Raw genomic sequence first — 9,842 nt, 5'->3', positions numbered from 1 at the left:
GGCAACCACGCCTTCGACCTGTACCACTCGGTCCGCTTCGATGCGCTCGTCGATGCCATCGAGGCCTTCACCGCCCTGGTGAGATCGCAGCAGCGCACACCGCAGCCTTAGCCCCGTCCCCATGCCACCGGGCGGCCATCGCCTCATCTTCGCTTGCCGATCACGACCCCCGGGCAGCCTTCGCGGCCCGGCGTGCGCCGTTTCAGGCCCCGCCGCCGCCCCCACCGTCACCCGCGCCGCCGCCTCCGCCGTCCCAGCCGCCGCCCCCTCCGTCCCAGGTGCCGCTTCCGCTGTCGTCCGGGGTCCAGCCGGCGGTCGAGGTGTTGTGGTCGGCCGGGTAGAGGTGACCGTCCGGGATCGAACGCTTGCTGAGCTCGGCTGACAGGTGCGGGTCGCCGAGGTGGCTCAGTCCGTACAGTGCGAGCGGCACGGCCACGGCCTCGGTCCCGGCCTCGTACGGGTGTGCTCGGCGTGACCCGAGGAAGGACACAGCATCATGGCACTCACGCTCATCTCGTTCGGCTACCTGCACGGCCCGCCGCCCGAGGCCGACCGCGTCGAAGACGTCCGCCGGCGCCTGCGCGACCCGGCAGCCGCCCGCAACGGCGGCATCCTCGATCTGGATGGCCGTGACGAACGCGTCCAGCAGGTCGTGCTCGGCACGCCCGGCGCCGCCGAGCTGGTCGACAACCTGGTGGCGTACGCGATGCTGCCCGCGGGCCCGCGCAGCATCGCCATCGGATGCGCCGGCGGGAAACATCGCGCGGCCGGCCTGGTGGAGATCCTGGCCGCCCGGCTGCGCGAGCACGGCCAGGCGGTCGACGTCGACCACCGGCACGCGCACCTGCCCCGGGTGCTGACCCCGTAGAGGCGTCCGGGACCGTCCCTATCGGCCCCGGACGCCTCCAGCATCCAACCACCCGTACGCCGAGATCCCCCGGCCCCCCTTGAACAGCGAGGGGCCAGGGGATCTCGGCGTATGGAAGCGACCTTTGATCTCTTGTTCGTACAAGCGATCGATTAGCATGCGGCCGAGGAAGGGAGATCACATGATCACGCTTGACGATCTGCGTCGGTTCGCGACTGCCTTACCAGAGGTGGAGGAGTTCACCCACTTCCGGCTGCCGGGGTTCAAGGTGAAGGGAAGGCCGTTCGCCGGCATGGAAAAGGGGGACGCGACCGCGGTGTTCTCCGTCAGCCAGGAGGAGGCCGCCACAGCTGTGACCGCCGACCCCGCTGTCTACAGCGAGGTGTGGCGGACCGCCGCCACGAAGATCTGGGTGGGCCTGCGGGTCGACCTCGCGGCCGTCCCGCCGGAACGGATCCAGCAACTTGTCGAGCACGCCTGGCGCAACAAGGCCCCCAAGAGTGTCGTAGCAGCCTATGACGCGGCCCGCACGACCTGACCCCGCGGCCCGGCCGTGCCCATCTGCCCCGGGACGCCCTCCAGCATCCAACCACCAGCACCGCCGAGATTTCCGAGGACGCGCGGGCGCGGGCGTAGAAGGCGAGGAAGCCGGCCGTGGTCTCGGCGTCCTCGACGCGCATCTTCAGGGACGACGGCGACGTGCGGGGCGACGCAGGGACAGTCATTCACGACGTGAGTGGCCCCCTTAATCTCGGCACGGGGGACATCCACATCAACACCACGGTGGTGAGCGGGGACGGCGCTACTGTCGTCCAGGGTGACAACCCGGCCGGGATCTCCATGCCCTTCACCCACGATGCCAAGAGCAAGAAGCGCAAGAAAAAGTAGACCGCCCCTGGCTCGGTTCAGGCCGACGCCGTCCCGGCCGCAGCCGTCGCCACTGATCGAACGGCGGCGACGCTCCGCTCGGGCGCTCCGCCTGAGCGGCGCATCGCATCCACTGCCGGCACCCTCGCTGAGGACTACCGTCAGCTCGGCGCCGAGATCCTGCAACTCCTGGCCGCCGCGGAACAGCAGTCATGAACCAGCCCAGCATCGACACCCCAGGCAGCCTCGGCAGCGTCTTCGGGCCCGGCGCTGCCGGCGGACTCGGCGGTCTCCTGCCCGCACGTCAGCAGGCGGGCCAGGACAGTGACACCGTCGCCTCAGCTCCCGCCCCGTCCTCACCGACGCCCGCGCCCGATCCTGGCGCGACAGCTGAGCAGGCCCAGGAGGGCCAGGCCCACGTCGCCGAGCGTCGCTAGGTGCCCGACGGGCCGCCCGACACGTTCCCGGTCGGGGTCTACCTGCTGCCCGCCGCCATTCAGGCGGCCAGCCGTCGCCGCCGCTCGCGCCGCGTCGACAACTACCAGCTGGTGGTCGAGGCCATCGACGCATTGCGCGCCGAGCCGCCCGACCTGGTCGCACGCAGGCACGCGGGTCCGATGCAACGTGAGGACAGCCTGTTCCCGCCTCGGCATGGCGCGTCGACCACGGCGGCCGCCGCGCGTGACGGCCGCCGCCTGTGGTCCTTCCAGGCCACGGAGGCGGACACGAACGTCATCGACGACCTGGTCGACGCCACAGGCGCCCGTTCGCGCAGCGAGCTCATCAGCTGCGCCCTGGAGGCTCACCCGCTACCTCGCCACCGCAGGTAACGTCGCGCCGCCGGTTGCGGAAGCAGGCCCTGGCGGAGGGGGTAGCAGAGCACCCTCCCAAGCCAGGTTCCGGGTTTTCCACTGTCCGACTGCTACCTGCTACCGGCCTGTTCAGGGCGTGGTTTGGGGTGCTAGACGAGTAAGTCCTATGTCGCTGCGGTACGGAGTGCGTACATGACGAAGGGTGTTGACGATCGGTTTGTGAAGACAGACCTCAACACCCTTCTCGCCGCACTGTACGTCAGCATCGACGACTGGCTCGGCCACCGGCCGCGGCTGGGGCGCAAACCAAAGCTGACCGACGCCGAACTGCTCACTCTGGCAGTTGCCCAGGTGCTGCTCGGCATCCACTCCGAGGCCCGCTGGCTGCGCTACGTCCCGACGCATCTGCCCGGCGCCTTCCCCTGCCTGCCCGGCCAATCCGGCTACAACAAACGCCTGCACAAGGCCCTGCCGCTGCTCAAACGAGCGATCCGAGCGCTGGCCACCGATACCGACCTGTGGGCCGACCCCCTGTGGGTGGTGGACTCCACGCCGATCGAGTGCGGTCGCTCCCGTCCCACCACCCAGCGTTCAGACCTGGCCGGGTGGGCCGGCTACGGCTACTGCCGCTCCCGCTGGTTCTGGGGCCTGCGCCTGCACCTGATCTGCACCCCGGCCGGACTGCCCATCAGCTGGGCCCTGGCAACCCCGAACATCGACGAACGCCAGGTCCTGATGGCCATCTGCGAGCACGATCCGACCCTGCTCGCCGACCGTCCCGGCCTGCTCATCATCGGCGACAAAGGCTACATCTCCGCCGATCTGGACGCCTTCCTGGCCGAACGCGGGGTGCGGCTGCTGCGCCCGTCCTACCGCAACCGCACATCCCGCCCTGGCGAGCACCTGCTCAAACCCATCCGCCAGCTCATCGAGTCTGTCAACGACACCCTCAAAGGCCAGCTCGACCTGGAGCTTCACGGAGGCCGCCCCGCTAACGGCGTCGGCACCCGGATCGCCCAGCGCATCCTCGCCCTGACCGCCGCGATCTGGCACAACCGCCACACCGGCCAGCCCCTCACCCGATCACTGATCAACTACGATCACTAACCCGACTTAGGACTTACTCGTCTAGCGGGGGTGCTTCCGGAAGCACGGAAGGCCGCTGCCGGAAGCACTTGGCAGACCCCGGGGACTGTACGGTCACTGGTGTAACTCCTGATCAAGGAGAACGCACCTGATGAGTACTGTGATCCAGGCATCGACGGAGATCGAGCTGGAGGACGCCGACGTGGCGCGCAGGCAGCCCAAGGGCAGCAACGCCAAGGATTCGGATCGGGAGCTGGTCGACCAGGCCCGGGCCGAGGGCGTGGAACTGGTCGGCGAGAACGGGCTGCTGGGCCGGCTGACCAAGCTGGTGCTGGAGTCCGCGCTGGAAGGCGAGATCACCGACCATCTCGGTTACGACAAGCACCAGCGCTCCGGCGGCGAGACGACCAACAGCCGCAACGGCGCCCGCTCCAAGACGGTCATCACCGACGTCGGGCCGGTCGGGATCACCGTGCCGCGCGATCGGGACGGCAGCTTCGAGCCGAAGATCGTGCGCAAGCGGCAGCGGCGGCTGTCCGGGGTCGATGAGATGGTCATCTCGCTGGCCGCCAAGGGCCTGACGACCGGTGAGATCTCCGCGCACCTGGTCGAGGTGTACGGCGCCGAGGTGTCCAAGCAGACCATCTCGACCATCACTGACAAGGTGCTGGAGGGGATGGCCGAGTGGCAGAACCGGCCGCTCGACCCCGTCTACCCGGTGATCTTCGTCGATGCGATCCATGTGAAGCTGCGTGAGGGGCAGGTCGCCAACCGGCCGATCTACGTGGCGCTGGCCGTCACCGTCGACGGCGAGCGCGACATCCTCGGCTTGTGGGCCGGCGACGGCGGCGAGGGCGCCAAGTTCTGGCTGCACGTGCTGACCGAGATCAAGAACCGCGGCGTGGCCGATGCGCTGATGGTGGTCTGCGACGGTCTGAAGGGGCTGCCCCAGGCCATCGAGAGCGTCTGGCCGCAAGCTGTCGTCCAGACATGTGTGGTGCATCTGCTGCGTGCCTCGTTCCGGTACGCCGCCCGTCAGCACTGGGATGCCATCGCCAAGGCGCTCAAGCCGGTCTACACCGCCCCGACCGAGGCCGCCGCGCTGGAGCGGTTCTGCGAGTTCGCCGAGGTCTGGGGCGGCAGGTACCCGGCGATCGTGAAGTTGTGGGAGGACGCCTGGGCCGAGTTCGTGCCCTTCCTCAACTTCGACACCGAGATTCGCCGGGTGATCTGCTCGACCAACGCCATCGAGTCGGTCAACGCCCGGATCCGGCGGGCGGTCAAGGCCCGCGGCCACTTCCCGAACGAGCAAGCCGCGCTCAAGTGCGTCTACATGGCGATCATGAGTCTGGACCCGACCGGCAAGGGCCGCAAACGCTGGATCACCCGCTGGAAGGCCGCCCTGAACGCCTTCGTCATCACCTTCGAAGGCCGTCTCACCCCGACCACCCGTTAATCACGCAAGACGAGATACACCACTGACTGGACACACCCTCGCCATAGATGGCCAGCTTTACCGGCTTCCCAGATGTGTGCATCGCGACATCCAACCAAAGATCGACACCTCTGGCCATCGCCCGGCGCGTTGCCTCGCCGGGAAACGATCAACGAGCTCGCGGGAAGCGATCTTCTCTCGACTCCTATAGCGGCTGTTCAGCCGTACTCGTGAACGCCCCTCCGTGCCAGCGTTCGCCAGTGTGTGACGGTCGTGGCGAGCATCAAGATCAGCAGCAACTCGGCTACAGCGGTAATCGCGATATGGCCGCCTGCTAGACATCCAGGCCCAGGGGTGCACAGGGGAGAGCGTTGCGGCCCTCAACCGCGCGCCAGGCACGGGGCGAGCAAAGTGGGAGCCGGCGACGGGGGCCTCCTGCCTCAGGACAGCCTTTTCCTCGCATCGCGACGGGGCGCAAGTTCGCATCTTCATCCCGGTCGTCCGCGAGCCGCTTGGGGATCTCGCGGCCACAAGCACCTTGTGCCGCTGGGCCGGTAGACTCTCCTGGAGTCATCACTCACCGACCCGCAGATCGACAAGCTCGCTGACGCGCTCGCAGCCAGAAACCAGGCCGCGGCTCTCGCCGAGCAGCCCCGCCAACGGCGCCGCGAGTGGATGCTCACACATCGTCAGCCTCATCGCCGGCGTGCTGCTGTCCATCCCGGTGGGCATCTGGACCGCCATGATCACCTGAAAGCGGCACGAACGCCCTGCCGTCCATCCTCTGTGGTAGAGCTGTTTCTTAGATCAGGTGCGGCCCTGCGTTCGTAAGCGACGGCAGCCGGCTGACCAGGAAACCGCCAGACCGTCGTGGCCGGCAACCCCTTCAGCGCGCTGACCAAGGAGGGAGGTCTCTAGAGGAGATGTACCAGTACGCTCCCAGCACAGGCAGCCGATCCGTGAGTGCTTTGGCTGCCCTCTCGCGCATCGCCCTGTAGGTGGCCTCGGCCTGTTCCCGGAAGGCGGGCAACGCTTCCTGTGTGTACCGTTCCCGTCCGTAGTCGTCGTACATCGCCGTGAGCTCGGCTAGGCAGGCCGTCCATTGCTCGTCGATGATCTCCTGGGCGATGAGGCGCAGTGCCTCGCTGTCCACCTTTCTAGGCGGTGCCTGCTCGCCCTCGGTGAAGGCCAGGATGGCTCCCAGCGGCTCGGCGCCCTCCACCATCGCTCGGCGCTCGGCGTCCATCTGCTTCCCGATCGCCGAGAGAACCGCGTCGTAGGCCGCCATCCGGCGCCGGTAGCCGGCGATCCGCGCCTCACATTGCCGCTTGGCACGCTCGACGGCCCTGGCGAGCAGCGACCCCTCCAACGGCTCGGTGATGTGCTTCAGGATGAGGCGGTACAGCCAGTCGGCATACCGGTGCCATGTCCAACCCTCGTCCAGCGCCACGAAGACCCGGGTGTCCCCCCGTGTCCCCGCCAGCGCCCGCAGGCGCGCCTCCAGGCGCCTGGTGCCCGGATACTCGGCGACCAGTACCACCAGCCCCCCTGTCTCGATCACCCGATCGCGGTCGGCCGTCCACGCGGGCAGCAGCTCCTGCCTGGCCGCGGCCGCTGCCTCGTCCCAAGCGTCGCCGGAGGCGACGGCGGGATCGAGGCCCGACGCCAGCACGTGCTCTTGGGCAAGCCAGTCCAGGTCACCGCCCAAGGCAACCTCGCCCTCCACCGTGGGCTGCGCGAACAGGGTCACCGTCGCCGGGCGTCCCGCGCGAGCCAGCGGGCGCTCCGGGTGAGGCGATGCGACCGGCAGGCCGCGGGCAGCCAGCAGGTCGGCCAGCCGCCCGGTGATCTCCACGGAGTCCGTGACCACCAGCACCGGCCGGGCCTCGGCGTGGTGGCCTGCGATGGCATCGAGGAGGCCGTTCAGCTTGGCCTCGGTCGTGGTGTACAGCAGGTCGGGATGGTCACGCCGCGCGGTCGGGTGCGCCGTGTCGACGGTTTCCACGGAAAGCCCATAGAGGTGGGTGAACTCGGCTGCTTCGGTCAGGACCGTCGCAGCAATCCCGGCCACGGACTCGTACCGGGCCAGATAGGCGCGCACGCTGATCGACGCCGTGCGGATGCCGTCGCGGTTCAGGGTGAGGTAGGTGGTCAACTGGTCGAGCATGACGAGGTCGGCTTCCATCACGATGGCGCGGTACAGCTCGCGCTGCACCCGCTCGTTGGGGCCCGACACGCGATTGTCGATCAGGTGGTCGTAGCCCAACGTCTGGACCCGTCCCACCGTCACGTCCGCCGCATAGGCGAGTCGTCGCTCGTCTGCCTCCATGTCGTCGGACAGGCGGGCGACCGTCAGGCCGAGGCGCTCACACAGCGTTGCCATGATGGGCGCGCCGTCATCGGCCATCAGATGGACGCCCCTGCCTTCCACAGCGCCGAGGAAGACGGCGAGTGTCGCGGCGACGGGCCAGGCCGTGCGGTCGGCGAGCTCCACCACCGCTCCGCGGTACAGTGCGATGCCGGCCCGCAGCTCGGCGGGAGTGCACTGGCGGCCGAAGATCCTGCCGAACGTCGCAGAAACGAGCGCGAACGCTTCGGACAGCAGCGCGTCCGGACTCTCTCCTGTGGCCTGTCGCCTGCGCAGGGTGGCGGCTCGCGTCAACAGTTCAGGGTCGGACACATCGGCCAGGAGCACGGCCATGCGCTCGATCGCCTGAATATCCGGAGACAGAGCGTGTGACATTGTTTAAGTTTCTCGGCTGGCCGTCGCCACGACAAGGGGAATGATCTAGCATGGCCGGGAAGTGTCGGAAAATGGCAGCCGGTACTCTCTAGAAGCTCCCTTTGGATCAGGTTCGGAGCCAGATGACCAGGGCGGCCAGAGTGACACGGTGCCGAGGAAGATGTCGGCGCGCTTGTCATAGCGAGTGGCAACGGCCCGGAAGTTCTTCAGCCGGTTGATCGCCCGTTCGACGACGTTGCGCGCCTTGCCCGGATCGGGTCGGGTCAGTAGCTCGGTCACGGTGTCGTCCCGGGGGCGGACTGGTCGTCTGGATGCTCACGCGCAGGCGTGGTGGCGCGGTCGTAGGCGGCGCCGAGGGCGCGCAGCACGGCGTCCCAGTCCAACAGGGCGCGCGCGTCGGTGGCCAGGGTGCCGTGCAGCTCACTCTTGACCGCGATGCTGTCGCCGGTGAGCTCCATGTCCAGCAGGTCGCGCGGGCCGCCGTAGCTGTCGCCGTGCTCGTCGGCGGTCAGCAGCTCGGCGGTGACGCGGGTGGTCAGGCTGTCGCCGAGCGCGGTGCGGTTCTCGCGATCAGCGGCGCGGTCAGCGGCCAGCGCGAGCACGCCGGCGGCCAGCACCGCACGGGCACGGGAGGCGGCGATGGCGGTGGAGTCGCTGACCTGGCCCAGCCCCTCCATCAGCGCCGCGTGATCGCCGGACCGGTCGGCAGCGTTGAGCAGGAACGCCAGAGCTTTGGCCAGTTGCCAGGCGATCTCGGGTACGGGTCGGCCTGGTTCATCGGCTGCGACAGCGCGCCGTACAGCGCTTCGCTCAGGGTACACAGGTCGGGCAGCGCTGCGTGAAACTCGGCGCCGGGAACAGCAGCTGGGCCGGGCGCGGGGGTCGAACTGGTCATGACGGCTCCGAGGGGGCGGCGGGGTTGCTGGTGACCGTGCGGGGCAGTTGGCCGGCCCTGTAGGGGTACTTCTTACGCAACGCTGCAAACCGGGCTTTGGCCTGGGCCGCGGTTACGGCAGTGGGAGCGGGCAGGCTGTGGCTCAGCAGCTCGGCGATCTGTTCCCAGGGGCGGCCGCGAGCGCGAGCGGCGTGCAACACGATCAGTTCCCGCTGCTCGGCGGCGGTGCGGGCGTCGACGACCGCCATGAGGGCCGCGTCCACGTCCGCGTCACTGATCGAGTCGTAGCCGAGCAGGCGGCGGCCGAAGTCCGCTTCCTCCTCCAAGGCCAGGGCCACCAGGGACACCGCGCGCTGGGGGTCCACCCAGTAGTGCGACTGCGTGCGGGCGGCCTGCTCGCGCTCGGCATCATCCCCCTGGCGTTGGATGAGCCTGCGCAGCGCCTCACGGCGCTCGTCGAACTTCATGGGACGGCCGGAGCGTCGATCGGGGTGTCGAGGGGAGCGGCGCTGGCGCGCAGGATGATGTCGGTGGGGTGCCGCTTCTTCAGCTCCGTGTACCGGCGCCGCGCCTGGTCGGGTGTGATGCCCCCGACGGCCGTGCTGGAGGACAGCAGGGCGGCGATCTGCTCCCAGGACACGCCGCGGACCCGGGCCGTGTGCAGCAGGCACAGCTCGTCGAGCTCGGCAGCGACGCGGGCGTCGACGGCCGCGGTCAGGGCGGCCTCGACGTCCTTGCCGGTGACCGGGGCGGCTCCGTCTCGGGAGCGGCCGTTGCGTGCTTCCTCGTACAGGGCCAGGGCCACCTGGGAGACCACGCGCTGGGGGTCGATCCAGACGTGCGTGCTCGTACGAGCGGCCTCTTGCTCGTACGGATCGCCGTAGCGCAGGACGAGATCGAGTTGCGCCCCTGCGGCGTTCCACGGTGGTCAGGCGTTGCAGCTCTTCTGTCACGTTTGCTCCTGGGGTGAGTGCGTGATGGTGCCGGGGGCCTCGTCACGTTCGGGCAGCCCGTTCGTCGCCTCCGGTGGGGTGGTCACGATGCTGATCCTCCCGGACGGAGGGAATGACGCGCCGACGTTCCCCCATCAAGCGCAAAGCCCACGAGTCCTGGCTCAACCGTCGACCGGGACCGGA

At 68.9% G+C, this 9,842-nt stretch carries 13 protein-coding genes and 1 pseudogene; 6 read left to right on the top strand and 8 right to left on the bottom strand.

Annotated features, from left to right (window positions below; translation table 11 throughout):
- Positions 1 to 202 precede the first annotated feature (202 nt).
- Entirely contained in the window at positions 203 to 490 is a 288-nt protein-coding gene (locus tag ACIBST_RS38330) for a hypothetical protein (protein WP_397178464.1), read from the bottom strand.
- A gap of 6 nt (positions 491 to 496) precedes the next feature.
- On the opposite strand from ACIBST_RS38330, the gene ACIBST_RS38325 reads away from it, so the two are divergent.
- The 6 genes from ACIBST_RS38325 to ACIBST_RS38300 all read left to right on the top strand — a co-directional run bounded on the left by ACIBST_RS38325 (position 497) and on the right by ACIBST_RS38300 (position 5,089).
- Positions 497 to 868, top strand: a complete 372-nt coding sequence (locus ACIBST_RS38325) for an ATPase (RefSeq protein ID WP_397178463.1) — start codon at positions 497 to 499, stop codon at positions 866 to 868.
- 181 nt (positions 869 to 1,049) lie between these two features.
- Complete coding sequence (locus tag ACIBST_RS38320; RefSeq protein WP_397178462.1) at positions 1,050 to 1,406, top strand: MmcQ/YjbR family DNA-binding protein; 357 nt, start codon at positions 1,050 to 1,052, stop codon at positions 1,404 to 1,406.
- 116 nt (positions 1,407 to 1,522) lie between these two features.
- Positions 1,523 to 1,756: a hypothetical protein gene (locus ACIBST_RS38315; RefSeq protein ID WP_397178461.1), complete on the top strand. Its 234-nt coding sequence runs from the start codon at positions 1,523 to 1,525 to the stop codon at positions 1,754 to 1,756.
- A 416-nt stretch (positions 1,757 to 2,172) separates the two neighbouring features.
- Positions 2,173 to 2,565, top strand: a complete 393-nt coding sequence (locus ACIBST_RS38310; protein WP_397178460.1) for a hypothetical protein — start codon at positions 2,173 to 2,175, stop codon at positions 2,563 to 2,565.
- Positions 2,566 to 2,766: 201 nt separating this feature from the next.
- Positions 2,767 to 3,654 carry an IS982 family transposase gene (locus tag ACIBST_RS38305; RefSeq protein ID WP_397178459.1) on the top strand — a complete coding sequence of 296 codons (888 nt, stop codon included), beginning with the start codon at positions 2,767 to 2,769 and terminating at the stop codon, positions 3,652 to 3,654.
- A 130-nt stretch (positions 3,655 to 3,784) separates the two neighbouring features.
- Entirely contained in the window at positions 3,785 to 5,089 is a 1,305-nt protein-coding gene (locus ACIBST_RS38300) for an IS256 family transposase (protein ID WP_397178458.1), read from the top strand.
- Positions 5,090 to 5,641: 552 nt separating this feature from the next.
- Here ACIBST_RS38300 and ACIBST_RS38295 read toward each other — a convergent pair.
- From ACIBST_RS38295 to ACIBST_RS38265, 7 genes and pseudogenes are all read right to left on the bottom strand, one after another.
- Entirely contained in the window at positions 5,642 to 5,812 is a 171-nt protein-coding gene (locus ACIBST_RS38295; RefSeq protein WP_397178457.1) for a hypothetical protein, read from the bottom strand.
- 142 nt (positions 5,813 to 5,954) lie between these two features.
- The gene (locus ACIBST_RS38290) at positions 5,955 to 7,811 is read right to left on the bottom strand and encodes a hypothetical protein (protein ID WP_397178456.1); all 1,857 of its coding nucleotides are present in this window, start codon (positions 7,809 to 7,811) and stop codon (positions 5,955 to 5,957) included.
- 138 nt (positions 7,812 to 7,949) lie between these two features.
- Positions 7,950 to 8,057: pseudogene (locus ACIBST_RS38285) on the bottom strand (IS5/IS1182 family transposase); the annotation flags it as partial.
- Between the two features lie 29 nt (positions 8,058 to 8,086).
- Positions 8,087 to 8,488: a hypothetical protein gene (locus ACIBST_RS38280; RefSeq protein ID WP_397178455.1), complete on the bottom strand. Its 402-nt coding sequence runs from the start codon at positions 8,486 to 8,488 to the stop codon at positions 8,087 to 8,089.
- Entirely contained in the window at positions 8,488 to 8,706 is a 219-nt protein-coding gene (locus ACIBST_RS38275; protein WP_397178454.1) for a hypothetical protein, read from the bottom strand. The genes ACIBST_RS38280 and ACIBST_RS38275 overlap by 1 nt, the downstream gene beginning before the upstream one ends.
- Positions 8,703 to 9,173 (bottom strand): hypothetical protein, encoded by a 471-nt coding sequence (locus ACIBST_RS38270; RefSeq protein ID WP_397178453.1) that lies wholly within the window; start codon positions 9,171 to 9,173, stop codon positions 8,703 to 8,705. Before ACIBST_RS38270 ends, ACIBST_RS38275 begins: the two co-directional genes overlap by 4 nt.
- Positions 9,170 to 9,523 carry a hypothetical protein gene (locus ACIBST_RS38265; RefSeq protein ID WP_397178452.1) on the bottom strand — a complete coding sequence of 118 codons (354 nt, stop codon included), beginning with the start codon at positions 9,521 to 9,523 and terminating at the stop codon, positions 9,170 to 9,172. Before ACIBST_RS38265 ends, ACIBST_RS38270 begins: the two co-directional genes overlap by 4 nt.
- Between the last annotated feature and the right edge of the window lie 319 nt (positions 9,524 to 9,842).

Source organism: Nonomuraea sp. NPDC049684 (assembly GCF_044465345.1).
Lineage (GTDB): Bacteria > Actinomycetota > Actinomycetes > Streptosporangiales > Streptosporangiaceae > Nonomuraea.
This window is presented reverse-complemented; position numbering and strand designations above follow the sequence as displayed.

Coding starts and splice junctions, on each gene's coding strand:
- ACIBST_RS38325 (WP_397178463.1), top strand. CDS start 497: ATGGCACTCACGCTCATCTCGTTCGGCTACCTGCACGGCCCGCCGCCC.
- ACIBST_RS38320 (WP_397178462.1), top strand. CDS start 1,050: ATGATCACGCTTGACGATCTGCGTCGGTTCGCGACTGCCTTACCAGAG.
- ACIBST_RS38300 (WP_397178458.1), top strand. CDS start 3,785: ATGAGTACTGTGATCCAGGCATCGACGGAGATCGAGCTGGAGGACGCC.
- ACIBST_RS38295 (WP_397178457.1), bottom strand. CDS start 5,812: ATGGCGGTCCAGATGCCCACCGGGATGGACAGCAGCACGCCGGCGATG.
- ACIBST_RS38290 (WP_397178456.1), bottom strand. CDS start 7,811: ATGTCACACGCTCTGTCTCCGGATATTCAGGCGATCGAGCGCATGGCC.
- ACIBST_RS38280 (WP_397178455.1), bottom strand. CDS start 8,488: ATGGAGGGGCTGGGCCAGGTCAGCGACTCCACCGCCATCGCCGCCTCC.
- ACIBST_RS38275 (WP_397178454.1), bottom strand. CDS start 8,706: ATGACCAGTTCGACCCCCGCGCCCGGCCCAGCTGCTGTTCCCGGCGCC.
- ACIBST_RS38270 (WP_397178453.1), bottom strand. CDS start 9,173: ATGAAGTTCGACGAGCGCCGTGAGGCGCTGCGCAGGCTCATCCAACGC.